11 protein-coding genes are annotated in these 16,736 nt (G+C 66.0%); 9 read left to right on the forward strand and 2 right to left on the reverse strand.

All coding sequences use genetic code 11. The features are described 5' to 3' along the window. Window positions 1-494: 494 nt before the first annotated feature. The 9 genes from bcsQ to ACODSK_RS25155 are packed head-to-tail and all read left to right on the forward strand — an operon-like array spanning window position 495 to window position 15,204. Window positions 495-1,649, forward strand: a complete 1,155-nt coding sequence (gene bcsQ, locus ACODSK_RS25115; RefSeq protein WP_489019795.1) for a cellulose biosynthesis protein BcsQ — start codon at window positions 495-497, stop codon at window positions 1,647-1,649. After that, a complete protein-coding gene (bcsA, locus tag ACODSK_RS25120) occupies window positions 1,646-3,871 on the forward strand; it encodes a UDP-forming cellulose synthase catalytic subunit (RefSeq protein WP_489019796.1) in 2,226 nt (741 codons plus the stop codon). Before bcsQ ends, bcsA begins: the two co-directional genes overlap by 4 nt. Beyond that, entirely contained in the window at window positions 3,868-6,162 is a 2,295-nt protein-coding gene (gene bcsB / locus ACODSK_RS25125; protein WP_489019797.1) for a cellulose biosynthesis cyclic di-GMP-binding regulatory protein BcsB, read from the forward strand. Before bcsA ends, bcsB begins: the two co-directional genes overlap by 4 nt. 3 nt (window positions 6,163-6,165) lie before the next feature. Beyond that, the gene (gene bcsZ / locus ACODSK_RS25130) at window positions 6,166-7,359 is read left to right on the forward strand and encodes a cellulose synthase complex periplasmic endoglucanase BcsZ (RefSeq protein WP_489019798.1); all 1,194 of its coding nucleotides are present in this window, start codon (window positions 6,166-6,168) and stop codon (window positions 7,357-7,359) included. Then, window positions 7,338-11,273: a cellulose biosynthesis protein BcsC gene (locus ACODSK_RS25135; protein ID WP_489019799.1), complete on the forward strand. Its 3,936-nt coding sequence runs from the start codon at window positions 7,338-7,340 to the stop codon at window positions 11,271-11,273. Before bcsZ ends, ACODSK_RS25135 begins: the two co-directional genes overlap by 22 nt. 18 nt (window positions 11,274-11,291) lie before the next feature. Beyond that, a complete protein-coding gene (locus tag ACODSK_RS25140; RefSeq protein WP_489019800.1) occupies window positions 11,292-11,951 on the forward strand; it encodes an SGNH/GDSL hydrolase family protein in 660 nt (219 codons plus the stop codon). Further along, the gene (locus ACODSK_RS25145) at window positions 11,948-12,610 is read left to right on the forward strand and encodes an alginate O-acetyltransferase AlgF (RefSeq protein WP_489019801.1); all 663 of its coding nucleotides are present in this window, start codon (window positions 11,948-11,950) and stop codon (window positions 12,608-12,610) included. The genes ACODSK_RS25140 and ACODSK_RS25145 overlap by 4 nt, the downstream gene beginning before the upstream one ends. An 18-nt stretch (window positions 12,611-12,628) precedes the next feature. Beyond that, complete coding sequence (locus ACODSK_RS25150; RefSeq protein ID WP_489019802.1) at window positions 12,629-14,044, forward strand: MBOAT family O-acyltransferase; 1,416 nt, start codon at window positions 12,629-12,631, stop codon at window positions 14,042-14,044. Further along, window positions 14,044-15,204, forward strand: coding sequence for an alginate O-acetyltransferase AlgX-related protein (locus tag ACODSK_RS25155; RefSeq protein WP_489019803.1), 1,161 nt, complete (start codon window positions 14,044-14,046; stop codon window positions 15,202-15,204). Before ACODSK_RS25150 ends, ACODSK_RS25155 begins: the two co-directional genes overlap by 1 nt. 361 nt (window positions 15,205-15,565) lie before the next feature. Here the strand turns inward: ACODSK_RS25155 and ACODSK_RS25160 are convergent, their stop codons facing one another. Both ACODSK_RS25160 and ACODSK_RS25165 read right to left on the reverse strand, forming a co-directional pair. Next, the gene (locus ACODSK_RS25160; RefSeq protein WP_489019804.1) at window positions 15,566-15,982 is read right to left on the reverse strand and encodes a hypothetical protein; all 417 of its coding nucleotides are present in this window, start codon (window positions 15,980-15,982) and stop codon (window positions 15,566-15,568) included. Window positions 15,983-16,268: 286 nt separating this feature from the next. Continuing rightward, window positions 16,269-16,712, reverse strand: a complete 444-nt coding sequence (locus ACODSK_RS25165; RefSeq protein ID WP_489019805.1) for a hypothetical protein — start codon at window positions 16,710-16,712, stop codon at window positions 16,269-16,271. Window positions 16,713-16,736: the final 24 nt, after the last annotated feature.

The following is a 16,736-nucleotide window of genomic DNA, read 5'->3' on the forward strand; positions in this document are numbered from 1 at the left end:
CACCGACGCAATCGCGGCGGTCCGGCGTTCCGGTGAACCCGCTCCCACAGGATCCGAGTCGCACTTTAGATCTGCTCTCTACGCGGCCCACCGCAGAAATAGCTAGCAATAAGCCATCAACCCCTCATGTTTCTCCCTTCCCGGCCGACCAACAACCGGTAGCCCTTTGCGCAACCTGTAGGAAATCTTGTTATCATCTGTAAGTTTTTTCCTACACGTATCAGGGCTAACCCCCGGAAATACGCTAGGGAATTACCTTAAACGGCATTCAACTTTTGTGAATTCGGGCCGATGAAGGGATCACAGGCCGGGCTAGAGCGGCGCAGGACGAAGTCAAATTTTCGGCGATTTATTTCCGTTACTCCACAGATCGGAAATGACCTGACCGAAAAAACAAAATATTGACACCGTCATTTTGATATCACACCCTTGGGCCCTTGCAAGACCTGATCTGCCCTCCTGAGTCCAGATAGCCGTTGGCTGGAAGTACGTATATGAGTCAAGCAGACGATATTGGAAATCTGTTCCATCGCTTTGGGGCAAGCGCCGACAGCTACAAAGAAATCAACACCGAATTCGAATACCTCGAGCCGCTGCCGGTCAGCGCCGAGTCTGCGCCGGCGGCGCCGATCAAGTCCGCTCCGGTGACCCTGGTGGAAGTCAAGCGTCCTGCCCTGGTAACCACCCTTCCCGCGCAAGCCGCTCCGCTTGCCGTGCCCGCGACGGTGCCTGCCAGCCCTGCCCCCTCGAGCGCCGTGGCTGCGACCGGTTCCCTGCGCGACCGCCTGCAAGGCATCGCCCGTGAGCGACGCCTGGCCGCTGAAGAGAGCAACCGTCGTGCACTGGATAAGGCCATGCGGGTGCAACCTGCGTCGCGCCCCAAGGCGCGGATCGTCGCCGTCGTGTCAGCCAAAGGCGGTGTCGGCAAGACCACCCTGGCAGCCGCCCTCGGCAAGCTGCTCAAGCGTCCCTCCGGACGCACCCTGCTGCTCGACCTCGATCCGCAGAATGCCTTGCTCAGCCACTTCGCCTTGCCGCGCACCACCCCTGGCCTGAACCAGGCACGCCTGCAGGCGCTGGACTGGGATGCCCTGTGCGTACCCTGCGACGCCGGCGTCGAGTGCCTGCCCTTCGGTCCGAGCAACGCCGCCGACCTGCGCGCCTTCGAAAGCCTGCTGGCAGGCAATCCCGACTGGCTGATCGAGGAACTGGCCGCCCTGGACCTGGGCAAGGACGACCTGCTGCTGATCGACACCGCCACCGGTGCCTCGCCATGGCTGCACCAGGTATTGGCCATTGCCGACCAGGTGCTCGCCGTGACCCTGGCCGACGCCGCTTCGTACCTGGTGCTCGACAAGCTGCAGGCCTGGCTTGCGCCACTGCGTCCGGACCGCTACCACTTCCTGGTCAACCAGGTGGACGAGCGCAGTCCATTGAGCCTGGACATGGGCGCGGTGCTGCAACAGCAACTGGGCAGCCAGTGGCTGGCCGCCATTTCCCACGACCCGCAGGTCGGCGAGGCCCTTGCCTTTGAATACGACCTGTTCCAGCAACCGGCCGACAGCCCCGCATGCCTGGCATTGCGCGGCGTCGCCAAGCAACTCGCTCAACACCTCGAGCAGCTTCGCGAAGAAACCAGCGCCTCATGACCGCCCAACTCACACCGACGCCGGAGTTGCCGACGTCCAGGAGAGCGCGGGCGCATGCCTGGGTTTCCCGGATGGAGCAATTGCCTCGTGCCCTCAAGCTCAGCCTGAAGATCGCCGCCGCCGTGGTCGGCCTGCTGCTGCTCGCCGCCGTGGTCACCGCGCCGCTGGATCTCGAGCGCCAGCTCGCCTTCGCCGGCCTGTGCCTGGTCTGCCTGCTGTTCCTGCGCAAACTGCCGGGGCGCCTGCCGGTGATGGCGATGATCGCCCTGTCGCTGCTGGCGACCCTGCGCTACGTGTACTGGCGCCTGACCGACACCCTCGGCTTCGACAACTGGCTGGACATGTTCTTCGGCTACGGCCTGGTGGCCGCCGAGACCTACGCCCTGATCATCCTCGCCTTCGGCTACATGCAGACTGCCTGGCCGCTGCAGCGCAAGCCGAAGATCCTCACCACGCCGCCAGAGGAATGGCCGGTGGTGGATGTCTTCGTGCCGACCTACAACGAAGAACTGAGTATCGTCAAACTCACCGTGCTGGCCGCCCAGGCCATGGACTGGCCGCGGGACAAGCTGCGCGTGCACGTGCTCGACGATGGCCGCCGCGAGGAATTCCGCGAGTTCGCCCGGCAGATCGGGGTCAACTACATCGTTCGCGACAACAACCGCCACGCCAAGGCCGGTAACCTCAACGAAGCGCTGAAGGTCACCGACGGCGAATTCGTGGCGATCTTCGACGCCGACCACGTGCCGACCCGCTCCTTCCTCCAGGTGGCCATGGGCTGGTTCCTCAAGGACCCCAAGCTGTCGCTGCTGCAGACCCCGCACTTCTTCTTTTCCGCCGACCCGTTCGAGAAGAACCTCGACACCTTCCGTTCGGTGCCCAACGAAGGCGAGCTGTTCTACGGCCTGATCCAGGACGGCAACGACCTGTGGAACGCCACCTTCTTTTGCGGCTCCTGCGCGGTGATCCGCCGCACCCACCTGCTGGAAGTCGGCGGCGTGGCAGTGGAGACCGTGACCGAGGACGCCCACACCGCCCTCAAGCTCAACCGCAAGGGCTACAACACCGCCTACCTGGCAATTCCCCAGGCCGCCGGCCTGGCCACCGAAAGCCTGTCGCGGCATATCAACCAGCGGATCCGCTGGGCCCGGGGCATGGCGCAGATCTTCCGTACCGACAACCCGTTCATGGGCAAGGGCCTGAACTTCGGCCAGCGGGTCTGCTATGCCAACGCCATGGCGCACTTCTTCTATGGCCTGCCGCGCCTGGTGTTCCTCACCGCGCCGCTGGCCTACCTGATCTTCGGCGCCAAGATCTTCCACGCCTCGGCGATGATGATCACCGCCTACGTGCTGCCGCATATCATCCACGCCAGCCTGACCAACTCGCGAATCCAGGGGCGCTTCCGCCATTCGTTCTGGAACGAGGTCTACGAGTCGGTACTGGCCTGGTACATCATGCGCCCGGTGCTGGTCGCGCTGATCAACCCGAAGGTCGGCGGCTTCAACGTGACCGACAAGGGCGGGATCATCGAGAAGGACTACTTCGACTGGAAGCTGGCACGGCCCTATATCGTCCTGCTGGCGCTGAACCTGATCGGCCTGGGCTGCGGTATCTGGCAACTGATCGTCGGCGACCCGGACGCGGCGGTGACCATCGTCATCAACCTCGGCTGGACCCTGTACAACGTGATCATGACCAGCGCCGCAGTGGCGGTGGCCAGTGAAAGCCGCCAGGTGCGTACCGAACCCCGTGTACACGCCGAACTGCCGGTACGCCTGGGCCTGCCGGACGGCCAGGTGATCGACACCACCACCCTCGACTTCTCGCAGAGCGGCGTCGGCGTGAAGCTGCCGGCCGACCTGGCACTGAGCAAGGACATGGAGGTCCTGGTCACCCTGCACCGTGGCGGCCAGGCCTGCGAGCTGCCGGCACGGGTGATGTTCTCGCGCAACGGCATGGCCGGCATGCGCTTCAAGGACCTGACCTTGCGCCAGCAGAGCGACATGGTCCGCCTGACCTTCTCCCGCGCCGACACCTGGGCCTCGACCTGGGGCAGCGCCAAATCCGATACCCCGTTGCACGCCCTGCGCGATGTCACCAAGGTCGGCCTGCGCGGCATCTACGACCTGGCCCAGGCGACCCTGGCAGCGCTGCGTCACCGCCGCTACTTCCGCAAGAACCCGACGTCCCAATCCGAACCTGTAGTGGAAACCCAATGACCTTCCAGGCTCCCACCATCCATCCCGCCCACCTGCCGCGCCATCGCCGCGCCCTGCTTGCCTGCGCCCTGCTGCTGGCCAGTGCGGCCCAGGCCGAGGACCCCGTGGCCACGGTAGCGGCGCCAGAGGCGGCAGTCAGCCCGGCCGGCACCTCTCCCGGCTACCACATGACCTTCAAGGAACTGGGCAAGGACTACACCATGAGCCTGAAGGGCATCGAGTCGGCCGACACGGTGAACTTCGACATGCGCGCCGACGAGGTGGTCACCGGTGCCCAACTGACCCTGCAGTACAGCTATTCGCCGGCGCTGCTCAGCGAGCTGTCACAGATCAACATCATGGTCAACGACGAAGTCGCTGCCAGCCTGGCGCTGCCCAAGGAAAGCGCCGGCACCCTGCAAAAGCAGACGGTGGAGATCCCGCCCTACCTGATCACCGAGTTCAACCGCCTCAGCGTGCAGTTGATCGGCCACTACACCATGCAGTGCGAAGACCCGCTGCATTCCAGCCTGTGGGCGAAGATCGGCAGCGACAGCCAACTGAGCATCCAGGTGTCCCAGGTGGAACTGCCCAACGACCTGGCCAGCCTGCCCCTGCCGCTGTTCGATCGCCGCGACCGCCGTGCCCTGACCCTGCCGTTCGTGTTCGCCACGGCGCCGGACAACACCACCCTGGAAGCGGCCGGCGCGGTGTCGTCATGGATGGGCGCACTGGCCAGCTACCGCGGTGCGCGCTTCTCGACCCTGGTCCAGGGTCTGCCGGCCAGCGGCAACGGCATCGTGCTGGTCGACAGCCACGAGTCCACGCACCTCGCCGGGCTCGACCTGCCGGCGGTGGAAGGCCCGACCCTGTCCCTGGTCAGCAACCCCAACGACCGCTTCGGCAAGCTGCTGGTCATCGCCGGGCGCGACAGCGACGAGATCAAGCAGGCCGCCACCGCCCTGGTTCTGGGCAGCCGCAGCCTGGCCGGACAGAGCGTGAAGATCGACGCCGTGGATATCCTGCCGCGCCAGCCCTACGACGCGCCGAACTGGCTGCCCAGCGATCGCCCGGTGCGTCTCGGCGAGCTGCTGGAACCACGTCAGTTGAACGTTTCCGGCTACGCCCCGGCGATGATCACCGTGCCGCTGCGCCTGCCGCCGGACCTGTTCAACTGGCGCGAGGACGGCGCCCGCCTCGACCTCAAGTACCGCTACACGCCGCAACAGACCTCGACCAATTCGTCGCTGATGGTCAGCTTCAACGACGGCTTCATCCGCTCGATGAACCTGCCGTCCGTGCAAAGCATGGGCGCCGGCGCCAGCCTGCTGGCCATGCTGAAGAAGGACGACAGCCTGGTGCGCGAGGCCAGCGTGCTGCTGCCGCTGGACTCGGTGGCGCTGCAATCGCGCCTGCAGTTCCGCTTCATGTACGACTACATCAAGCAAGGTGACTGCGGCGACATCATCATCGACAACATGCGCGGCGCCATCGACCCGGACTCGACCCTCGACCTGAGCGACTACGACCACTTCATGGCCATGCCCAACCTCGGCGTGTTCAAGGACAGCGGCTTCCCCTTCACCCGCCTCGCCGACCTGTCGCAGACCGCCGTGATCCTCCCGGACAACGCCGGCCCGGCCGACTGGAATGCCTACCTCACCGTGCTCGGGCGCTTCGGTGACTCCACCGGCTATCCGGCCACGGCGGTGAAGGTCGCCCAGGCCGACGAGGTGGCGCAATTCGCCGACAAGGACCTGCTGGTACTGGCCTCGGGGCAGAACCAGCCGTTGCTCAAGCAATGGGCCGAGTTCCTGCCGAGCCGCAGCGAGGACTCGAAACGCTACGTGGAGTTTTCCGACCTGCCGCTGCGCCTGCGCGAGTGGATCAGCCCGGACCCGGCCGCCAACCTGCGCAAGGCCCGTGGCGCCCTGACCTTCAGCAGCGACAACGGCAGCTCCTATGTCAGCGGCTTCGAGTCGCCGCTGCACAAGGGCCGCAGCGTGGTCCTGCTGTCCAGCCCACAAGCCGACAAGCTCGGCGAAGTCACCGACGCGCTGATCGGCGGCGAGCACTACACCCAGGCCCTGCAAGGCAGCCTGGCGGTGATCAAGGGCCGCCACATCCAGTCGCTGGTGGCGGACGAAACCTATTACGTCGGCCAACTGGGCCCGTTCAAGTATCTGCAATGGGTGCTGTCTCGCCATGTGTTCCTGCTGCTGGTGCTGACCGTGGCCGGTGTCGCCCTGGTCAGTTGCGCGGCCTACTTCTCGCTGCGGGCCATCGCCCGTCGTCGGCTCAAGGACCAGTAAGTCATGAAGACAGCGTTGCACACCCTGCTCGCCGCGGCCCTGGGCGCCAGCCTGCTGCCCTCCGCCAGCCAGGCCGCCGAGCAGTGCGGCGTGGCCGACTGGCCGCTGTGGCAGAGTTTCACCGAGCATTTCATCCAGCCTGACGGCCGGGTGCTGGATGCCAGCACGCCGCAGTTGCACAGCTCCTCCGAGGGCCAGTCCTACGGCATGTTCTTCGCCCTGGTGGCCAACGACCGCGCCGCCTTCGACAAGCTCTGGGCCTGGGCCAGGAACAACCTGGCCGGCAGTGACATCGGCAACAACCTGCCCGGCTGGTGGTGGGGCAAGGACGAGAAAGGCCAGTGGCGCCTGCTCGACAGCAACTCGGCGTCGGATGCCGACCTGTGGTTCGCCTATGCCCTCAGCGAAGCGGCGCGCTTGTGGAAGGACGACAGCTACGCCAAGGAGGCCAATCTGCTCCTGGCCAATATCAAGGCCAAGGAAGTGGCCGACCTGCCCGGCCTGGGCAAGATGCTCCTGCCCGGCCCGTTCGGCTTCGCCCAGCCCGATCATCTCTGGCACCTGAACCCCAGCTACCTGCCGGTACCAGTACTGCGGCGCCTGGCCGGGGTCGACCCGCAAGGGCCGTGGAACGAGATCGCGCGCAGCACCGGCAGCCTGATGCAACGCGCCGCCAAGCATGGCTTCGTTGCCGACTGGGTCGGCTATCGCGGGACCGGACCGACCTCGGGCCTGTTTATCGTCGATCCGATGAAGGGCGAGCTGGGCAGCTATGACGCCATCCGCACTTATCTCTGGGCGGGTCTTACGCCCAACAGCGATCCGCTGGCCAAGCCGATCCTCGACAGCCTCGACGGCATGTCGCGCATCGTCGCCACCCAGGGCACGCCGCCGGAGAAGGTCCAGGTCCATGCCGGGACCACCAGCAACGCTGGCAACTTCGGTTTCTCCGCCGCCCTGCTGCCCTACCTCAAGGCCCGCCAGCAACCCTGGCTGGAGCAGCAGCAACGCGCCCGGGTCGATGCCGACCTCGCGCAAAGCCTGACCCCTCAGGCCGTAGCGGCCAGCCAACCCCCTTATTACTCCGTGGTCCTCAGCCTGTTCGCCCTTGGCTACATGGATGAGCACTACCGCTTCCTCGCCGACGGAAAGCTGCAACCTCTCTGGGAGACTTCATGCGCTCGCGCCAAACCCTAGTCGTCGGCCTGCTTGCCGCACTGATCCACAACGCCGCCCACGCCGAACTCAGCGACAACGGCAAGGCCCTGCTCGAACAGGGCCAGTACTGGCAGGCACGCAAGGACAAGGCGCGGGCCTCGGAAGCCTGGCGCAAGCTGCTGCTGATCGATCCGCAGCAATCCGATGCGATCTACAACCTCGGCCTGATCGAGCTGGACAGCGATCGCCCGGACGGCGCGAAGCGCTACCTGGAACAACTCAAGGCCGCTCACCCCGGGGACCGCCTGACCCTGCTGCTGGACCAGGAAATCCGCCTGCACGGCGAAGCCAGCGGCGAGCGCCTGAACCAGGCGCGGGTCGAGGTGGAATCCGGCGAAAGCGAACAGGCCGTGCAGAGCTACCGCGAGCTGTTCGATGGCAACGAGCCCCAGGGTGATCTCGCCCTGGAGTACTACAGCACCCTCGGCTACACCAAGGGCGGCGAGCAGGAAGCACGCCAGGGCCTGGAACGCCTGATCCGCCAGGCCGGTGACAACCGCCGGGCCAAACTGGCCCTGGCCAAGCTGCTGCTGAGCAACGAAGGCACCCGGGCCGACGGCCTGCGCCGGCTGGCCTCGTTCCGCGACGATCCGGTGATCGGCAGCCAGGCCGTGGAAGCCTGGCGCCAGGGCCTGTCCTGGCTGGGCGGCAGCAAGTCGGACATGGCGCTGTTCGAGGAGTACCTCAAGGTCTACCCGGACGACGAGGAAATCCGTGAGCAGATGCGCACCGGCCAGCGCCAGGCGCAGTCCTCCTACCAGCAAAATCCACTCCTCGCTCGCGGCTTCAAGGCCCTCGAAGGCGAGGACCTGAGCAGCGCCGAACAGGCCTTCCAGTCGCGCCTGCGCGAAGCGCCGCAGGACGCCGATGCTCTCGGCGGCCTGGGTCTGGTGCGCCAGCGGCAGAAACGCCTGGGCGATGCCGATGCGCTGTTCCGCCAAGCCATCAAGCAAGGCGGCGGCAGCCGCTGGCAGGCCGCCCTGCAGTCCAACCGCTACTGGACCCTGCTCGACCAGGCCGCCGTCGCCCGCGATGCCGACGACGCCGACAAGGCCCGCGAGCTGTTGCAGCAGGCCATCGCCAGCAACCCGCGGGAAGTCCAGGGCCACCTCAACCTCGCTGCCCTGCAGGCCAGCGAAGGCCAGTTCGAACGGGCCGAAACCACCTATCGCCGCGCCCTGAGCCTGGACGCCGGGCATCCCGACGGCCTCACCGGCCTGGTCGGGGTGCTCGCGCAGAGCGGCAAGCTGACGGAAGCGCAGCGGGTCATCGACAACCTCAGCGATGCCCAGCGACAGCGCCTGGGAGACATGAGCAAGCTGCGCGCGGCGATCGCCGTCGGCCAGGCCAAGGATGCCGAGCGCCGTGGTGACCTGGCAGGCGCGCGCCAGGCCCTGGAAGACGCGGTGCGCGACGACCCGCGCAACCCGTGGACGCGCTCCGACCTGGCCGAGCTGTACCTCAAGACCGATTCCGCCAACAAGGCCCGGCAGACCATGGACGAACTGGTCCAGGCCAACCCGGAGCAGGCCGATGCCCTGTACGCCGGCGCGTTGTTTGCCAGCCGCCAGCAACAATGGCAGAAGGCCGGGCAACTGCTGGCGAGGATTCCCGTCAGCGAGCGCAGCACCGCGATGCGCAGCCTCGCCGATGAAATCGAACTGCGCCAACTCGCCGTCCAGGCTTCGGAACTGGCCAAGCAGGGCAAGCGCAGCCAGGCAATGAACCTGCTGCAGCGCGCCGAAGGCGGCGTCAGCGGCAGTCCGGACCTGTATGCCGCACTGGCCGGCGCCTATATCGATATCGGCTACACCGACCGCGCGGTCGGCCTGCTGCGCAATGCCATCGCCCAGAGCGCCAAGCCCACCCCGGCGCTGCGCATCGCCTATGGCGGCGCTCTGCTCAAGGCTGGCGACGACGTCCAGGTCAGCCAGATCCTGCGCGAAGTACGCGGTATGCCGCTGAGCGTGGCCGAGCAGCGCAGCTACGACGACCTGCTGTTCCAGTACACCGTACGCCAGGCTGACCTGCTGCGGGAAAAAGGCGACCTCGTGGCCGCCTACGACACCCTCGCCCCGGCCCTGGCCCAGCGCCCGGAGGACGCCCAGGCGGTGTCGTCGCTGGCGCGCATGTACCTGGAAAACCGCAACCCGCAGAAAGCCGTCGATCTCTATCAACCGCTGCTCGCCAGCCAGGCGGACAACGCCGATGTGCAGATGGGCGCGGCCCTGGCCTACCAGCAGAATGGCCAGACCGCCAAGGCCGAAAGCGCCATCGAGCGTGGCCTGCAACTGGCCCCGGAAAACCCGCAGGTACTGACCACCGCCGCGGCCTGGTACCGCAGCCGCGGCAAGCTGGCCAAGGCCGAATCGCTGTATGCCCAGGCCCTGGCCCTGCAAGCGCCGAAGGAAGAATTCGTCGACAACCCGTTCGGCCGTGCCATCGCCGCCAACCCCTTCGTCGGCCAGCCCGGCCAGCGCAAGGCCTCGCGCCTGGGTGACATGGCCCTGAACGAGATTCCCGAACCGGCCCGGGTGCAAGGCAAGCGCCGCGCCAGTGCCAGCGAAGAACGTGACAGCGAACGCTTCGACGAACCGCTGCTGCTGGCCAGCCGCGACGACGAACCGGGCCTGCGCCGCAGCGCGCGTTCGGTGGACGAACCGGAACGGGCGGTGGTCAACCCGGACCCGCGTGCCGCCATCGAAAGCGAACTGGACAGCCTGCGCGAATCGCGCAGCCCGCAGATCAAGCAGGGCGTGACTGTTCGTGGCAACAACGGCGAGTCGGCACTGAGCAAGATCACCGATATCGAAACACCATTCGAGATCAGCTTCCCGGTGGGCGACGACCGCATGGCCGTGCGGGTGACGCCGGTGTCGCTGAATGCCGGGACCGTGCACCAGCCGAGCGGCGGCGACCTGCGCTTCGGCACCTCGGCCCTCGAACTCGGTGATGGCAGCATCGGCACGCAGAAGGATGCCGGGGTTGGCGTTGCCGTGGCCTACGAGATGCCGTCGCTGGGCCTGAAGACCGACCTCGGTACCACCCCGGTCGGTTTCCGCTACACCAACGTGGTCGGCGGCATCAGCCTGGACCGGCCGTTCGCCGAAAACAGCAACTTCCGCTACAACCTCAACCTGTCGCGCCGTGCGGTCAACGACAGCCTGTTGTCCTTCGCCGGCGCCCGCGACGCACGCAGCGAAGCCGAATGGGGCGGCGTCACCGCCAATGGCCTGCGCGGCCAGGTCAGCTTCGACAACCAGCGCTTCGGCACCTACGCCTATGCCGGCTGGGCCAAGCTGGTCGGGCACAACGTCGAGAACAACGCCCGCGCCGAACTGGGCAGCGGTATCTACTGGTACCTGTTCAACGACGAGGACGCGCGCCTGACCGGTGGCCTGAGCGTCTCGGCCATGCACTACGACAACAACCAGAGCTTCTTCACCTACGGTCACGGCGGCTACTTCAGCCCGCAGAACTTCTTCTCCATCGGCGTGCCGTTCAGTTGGGCACAGCGCGGTGCCGACTGGAGCTACCAGATCCAGAGCTCGCTCGGCGTGCAGCACATCGAGCAGGACGGCGCGCCGTACCTGCGCAACCGCAACAGCCAGGCAGCCCTCGAGGAGCTGGCCAGCAGCGGCGCCACGATCAACGGCGCGCCGATCAATACCCACTACGTCGACCAGAACAAGACCGGCATTGGCTACTCGCTGGGTGCCACCGGCGAATACCGTCTCGGCGGCGGCTTCTTCCTCGGCGGCGCCCTCGGCCTGGACAACGCCCGCGACTATCGCCAGTTCACCGGCGGCCTGTACCTGCGCTACCTGTTCGACGACGCCGGCGGCTCCATGCCGCTGCCGGTCAATCCGTACCGTTCCCCCTATTCGAATTAAGTCAAAGGAGACCATGACATGGCTGCTTCCCTACTCGCTGGCCTGAGCATCCTGATGATCGGCGACAGCCACCTGGCAACGCCCGACTACCTGATCAAAAGCCTGCACGACAACCTCGTGCAACAGGGCGCGCAGGTCCACACCCTGGGCGTGTGCGGCTCCAAGGCCGGCGACTGGACCAAGGTCGTGCCCGGCGAATGCGGCGGCGCCGAGCGGCGCAACAAGGACAAGGCGGTGGTCCTCGGCAACAAGGCCACCACCCAGCCGGTGGGCCAGCTGGTGGCCGCCGACAAGGCCGACCTGATCGTGGTGGTGATGGGCGACACCATGGCCGACTACACCAAGCCGGCCTTCCCCAAGACCTGGATCTGGCAGCAGACCACCCAACTGACCAAGGCGATCAAGGAAACCGGCGCCAAGTGCGTCTGGGTCGGCCCGGGCTGGGGCACCGAAGGCGGCAAGTACGGCAAGACCTACGCCCGCGTCGAAATGACCTCGAAGTTCCTCGCCGCCAACGTCGCGCCGTGCGACTACATCGACTCGCTGAGCTTCGCCAAGCAGGGCCAGTGGGCGACCATCGACGGCCAGCACTTCACCTCCATGGGCTACACCAGCTGGAGCAAGGCGATCACCGACGCGCTGCTGAAAACTCCGGCCGTGCAAGGGGCGAAGAAATGACCCCGCGCATCCTGCTCGCCCTGCCCCTGCTGCTGGCCAGCGCGGCCGCCAGTGCCGAAGTCGCCCTGTACCCCACCGGCCCCAGCGAAGACTCGGCGTTCCTGCGCTTCGTCAATGTCGCCCCCGGCGTGCTGAAGATGGAGGCCAGCGGCTCCAAGGCCAGTCTCGACCTGAGCGATGCGCGCAAGGTCTCCGACTACCTGTCGGTGCCGGCCAACAAGGCAATCAAGGGCACCCTCAGCCGCGCCGGGCAGACCTCGGCGCTGGACCTGCAGGTGGCGCCGGGCGAGTTCGCCACGGTGTTCGCCTTCGATGACGGCGGCAAGATCAGCCAGCGCGTGGTACGCGAGCAACCGGACGACTTCAACGCCCTGAAAGCCTCGCTGGCCTTCGTCAGCCTCGACCCGGCCTGCCAGGGTGCCAGCCTGCCCCCGGCGGGGCCCAATGCCGACCTGTTCAAGGACGCCGCCGACGGCAGCGTGCAGCGCCGCTCGATCAACCCGGTCAAGCTCTCGGTGCAACTGGTCTGCGCCAACACCAATGTCGGCAACCCGCTGGACCTCGGTGAGCTCAAGGCCGGCGAACGCTACAGCGTGATGCTTCTGCCGGGGGCCCAGGGCCCGCAGCTGCTGAGTACCACCGACACGCTGGCCAACTGACAGGACGTCCGCCGCACCATGGTCTTCGCCTCGCTGGAATTCCTCACGCTGTTCCTGCCGCTGTTCATGCTGGTCTATGCACTCAGCCCGGACCGCAGCCGCAACCTGGTGCTGCTGCTCGGCAGCTGGCTGTTCTATGGCTGGTTGAGCCCGCTGTTCCTGCTGCTGCACGTGGTGCTGACGGTGATCGCCTGGGCCGGCGGCCTGGCGGTCGACCGCAGCCGCGAGGACGGCCGCGGCCGGGTGCGCCTGCTGGCGGCGCTGATCGTGCTGAACACCCTGGTGCTGTGCTGGTACAAGTACGCCAACATCCTCGCCGCCACCTACAACGAGCTGATCAGCCACTACGGCTATCTGCCGATGGAGTGGCAGCGGGTGGCACTGCCGGCGGGGCTGTCGTTCATCGTGTTGCAGGCGATTTCCTATCTGGTCGATGTACATCGCCACACCGTGCCGGTGGAACGCAGCCTGCTCAACTTCGCCACCTACATCTCGATGTTCGGCCACTCCATCGCAGGTCCCATCATTCGTTATGACTGGGTACGCCGCGAGCTGAACCTGCGCTACTTCAACTGGCAGAACTTCTCCCTCGGCGCGCGGCGCTTCATGGTCGGCCTGTGCATGAAGGTGCTGGTGGCCGATACTCTTTCGCCGCTGGTGGACGTGGCCTTCCATCTGGACAACCCATCGTTCCTCGACGCCTGGCTGGGTTGCCTGGCGTATTCGCTGCAACTGTTCTTCGACTTCGCCGGCTACAGCGCCATGGCCATCGGCCTGGGCCTGATGCTCGGCTTCCACTTCCCGGAAAACTTCAACCGGCCGTACCTGGCCAGCAGCATCCAGGACTTCTGGCGGCGCTGGCACCTGTCGTTGTCCAGCTGGCTGCGCGACTACTTGTACATCGCCCTGGGCGGCAACCGCTTCGGTACCTGGAACACCTACCGCAACCTGTTCCTGACCATGGCCATCGCCGGCCTGTGGCACGGCGGCGACAGCTGGAACTACCTGCTCTGGGGGTCGGCGCATGGTGTTGCGCTGTGCGTCGACCGGGCCTGGAGCCGCTCCAGCCTACCAGCGATTCCCAAGGTGTTGTCGCATACCCTGACCCTGCTGTTCGTCTGCCTGGCCTGGACCCTGTTCCGCGCCCCGGACTTCGCCACCGCCACGGCCATGTATGCCGGCCAGTTCGGCCTGCATGGCTTCGCCCTCGGTGAAGCCCTGTCTGCGACGGTGCGCCCGGCGCATGCCCTGGCAGCGGCGCTGGGGGTGTTCTGCATCATCGCGCCGCTGTTCCAGGCGCGTCTCGAACGACGTTTCGGTCACAGCCCGCTGTACACGCTGCTGGCTGCCCTCTGGCCCGTGGCCGGTTTCCTCCTGGCGTTCTCGTTGATCGCCAGCCGTGATGCCGTGCCCTTCCTGTACTTCCAGTTCTGATGACGACCAAGACCCCTCCTCCGTCCACGGCGCCGACGCCACCGAGCGACATCGCCCTGCGTACCAGCCCGCTGGCCGGCGTCACCCTCGCCGTGTTTCTGGCGGGCGGCCTGTTGTCCTGTGGCTGGCTGCTGGCCAGCGGCAAGCTGCAACTGCTGCCGGACAAGGCGCTGTCCAACGATGCCGTGCTGGAAGGCGAAATCACCCACCGCATCGCCAAGGAGCTGGCCAAGGCGCCGCTGCCGGAGCATGCCGCGCAGCTGGAGCGCGGCGGCAGCTGGCTGGCGCTCGGCGACAGCGGCCCGCGGGTGCGCCAGGGCTGCCCGGGCTGGCTGTTCATCAGCGATGAACTCAAGCTCAACCGGCATGCCGCGGACAACGCCCGGGCGAAGGCCCAGGCGGTGATCGCCCTGCGTGATCAACTGAAGAAACGCGGAATCGATTTGCTGGTCAGCGTGGTGCCGGACAAGAGCCGTATCGCTGCCCGCCAACTGTGCGAACTACCGCGTCCAGCCAGCCTGGAGCCGCGTATTGGTGATTGGACTGCGGCGTTGCAGACGGCCGGCGTATCGGTGCTGGACCTCACCCCTGCCCTGCAACCCCTGGGTGCCGAGGCCTTCCTGCGCCTCGATACCCACTGGAGCGAAGCCGGTGCCCGGGCGGCGGCGCTGGCGATTGGCGAGAAGATCCACGGCCTCGGTTTCGAAGCCACGCCCAAGCGCGAGTTCAGTGTCAGCCAGCAAGCCCCGGCAGTGCGGCCCGGTGACCTGGTGCGCCTGGCCGGGCTCGACTGGTTGCCGGCGCAGTACCAGCCGCCCCAGGAGCAGGTGGCGGCTTCGGTCATCGCCGAGCAGACCCCGGAAGCGGATAGCGGCGGCGACAGCCTCGACGACCTGTTCGGCGACGACAACCTGCCCAACGTGGCGCTGATCGGCACCTCGTTCTCGCGCAACTCCAACTTCGCCGGGTTCCTGCAGCAGGCACTGGCAGCGCCGGTGGGCAACTTCGCCAAGGATGGCGGCGAGTTCTCGGGCGCGGCCAATGCCTACTTCGCCAGCCCGGCGTTCGCCCAGACCCCGCCGAAGCTGGTGGTCTGGGAGATTCCGGAGCGGGACTTGCAGACGGTTTATGGTGGGGATGTGGGGTTGGAAGGCCGGTAGCTGCCAGCCTGACACAGCAATGTCGAGGCTGAGATCCCTATCGCCGGCAACGCCGGCTCCCACAGGGTTCCGGGCCGGCCGCAGGATCCAGGTCAGGCACAAGAACCTGTGGGAGCTGGCATTGCCAGCGATGAGGCCCGCAAGGACAACCTGGCCAGCAAGATCTATGTCGAGACTGATGACCTCATCGCCGGCAGCGCCGGCTCCCCCAGGACTCCGAGCCAGCCGCTCGACCATGCGCTGCCCTACTCGCGAGAGGCACAATCTGGCATCGGCGCAGGCCCCCCTCCATGCCTCCAGAGACAATTCCGGTTGCTGCTGGAAACCGCGTCATGATCAGCTTCAGCACCTCAGGGCTGATTCAGCCTTGTTTCACACAGAGAGGCTTGCCATCAGCCATGCAGGCCTTGCAGCTTTTTTCGGCAGCCTCCGAGGCCGTGGCTATCTCCTTGTTGCGCCGGGCAACGTCCTGCTGCGTCGAGTCACCGTAAACAGGACGTCCCGTAGTGGGGTCCTTGAGATTGGCGATGGGCTCGTCCTTGACATAAAGCCGCCCGGGAATGTTCAGGATCGCTTTACGTTGTGATGGACAACGCATCGCGTCGAAACAATATCCATTGATGTATTCAGCGAACGCACCTGGAAAACGCTTCTCGCATTCTTCAACCCGCGTCTCAACGCCAGGCGACGAATCGTAACCAGCCGCGGAGCTCGCCGGCGTGAGCAACACATAGCCTGCAAACAGACCAGCCGCCAGGGATACCCTGCTCGTATTCATGAACGTGCTCCTCTTCGTGGCCTCCGGGAACTTGTTTTTGCGGGCCTTGCCCCTGATTGGATAGCCTGCGTCAGCACCGCACAACTGACAAAAATGTCAGTTCCGCCGAATGGCATCTTCCGGTTGAGCCAAACCATCCGTGCGGCACGGTCCAGGTAGGAGCGCGTCGGCCTTCGTTCGAGAGGTAAAGCCCCACCGGGGTGGGGCTCTCTTCCATGTCAGTTCCGACCATCGGCAAGAGGCAGGACACACAATGCAAAAGCCCCGCGATGCGGGGCCGAAAGTGTCAGTCGAGGCAGGTACCAGGGTGGCTGTCCGCGTCGAGATAACGCAGGGTCCAAGATGCCAACGGTAAGGGTGGTTGCTGCTGGAAAACCCTGGCCATGATCAGTTTCAGCGCCTCGGGATTGCGAATCGAGTCCACCCCGGCGCCGGGCCATGAAGCCGGCGTTTGCACCTGCCACCGCCCCTGCCCGTCACAAGTGGCCATGCGGAACCGGAAGGTGTAGTTGCTCGGAATGCCCATGCGCGGATCGCTGACCACCAGCGCATCACCGACCACGTCATAGCGCAGCCAGTCGCCGGTGAACCAGCGCAGGCGCTCGTACAACGGCGACCCCTCCAGCGCTTTCGCCGCATCCAGGTTCAGCGGTTGGCGCAGCCACTCTCGCCCAGACCCCGCCGAAGCTGGTGGTGTGGGAGATTCCGGAGCGCGATCTGCAGACGCCATACGTGGGTGACATCAGGTTGAAGT

The organism is Pseudomonas sp. FG98 (assembly GCF_057808595.1).

What these genes read in the sequence shown, in the direction of transcription:
- bcsQ (WP_489019795.1), top strand. Translation starts at nt 495, where the DNA reads ATGAGTCAAGCAGACGATATTGGAAATCTGTTCCATCGCTTTGGGGCA.
- bcsA (WP_489019796.1), top strand. Translation starts at nt 1,646, where the DNA reads ATGACCGCCCAACTCACACCGACGCCGGAGTTGCCGACGTCCAGGAGA.
- bcsB (WP_489019797.1), top strand. Translation starts at nt 3,868, where the DNA reads ATGACCTTCCAGGCTCCCACCATCCATCCCGCCCACCTGCCGCGCCAT.
- bcsZ (WP_489019798.1), top strand. Translation starts at nt 6,166, where the DNA reads ATGAAGACAGCGTTGCACACCCTGCTCGCCGCGGCCCTGGGCGCCAGC.
- ACODSK_RS25135 (WP_489019799.1), top strand. Translation starts at nt 7,338, where the DNA reads ATGCGCTCGCGCCAAACCCTAGTCGTCGGCCTGCTTGCCGCACTGATC.
- ACODSK_RS25140 (WP_489019800.1), top strand. Translation starts at nt 11,292, where the DNA reads ATGGCTGCTTCCCTACTCGCTGGCCTGAGCATCCTGATGATCGGCGAC.
- ACODSK_RS25145 (WP_489019801.1), top strand. Translation starts at nt 11,948, where the DNA reads ATGACCCCGCGCATCCTGCTCGCCCTGCCCCTGCTGCTGGCCAGCGCG.
- ACODSK_RS25150 (WP_489019802.1), top strand. Translation starts at nt 12,629, where the DNA reads ATGGTCTTCGCCTCGCTGGAATTCCTCACGCTGTTCCTGCCGCTGTTC.
- ACODSK_RS25155 (WP_489019803.1), top strand. Translation starts at nt 14,044, where the DNA reads ATGACGACCAAGACCCCTCCTCCGTCCACGGCGCCGACGCCACCGAGC.
- ACODSK_RS25160 (WP_489019804.1), bottom strand. Translation starts at nt 15,982, where the DNA reads ATGAATACGAGCAGGGTATCCCTGGCGGCTGGTCTGTTTGCAGGCTAT.
- ACODSK_RS25165 (WP_489019805.1), bottom strand. Translation starts at nt 16,712, where the DNA reads ATGGCGTCTGCAGATCGCGCTCCGGAATCTCCCACACCACCAGCTTCG.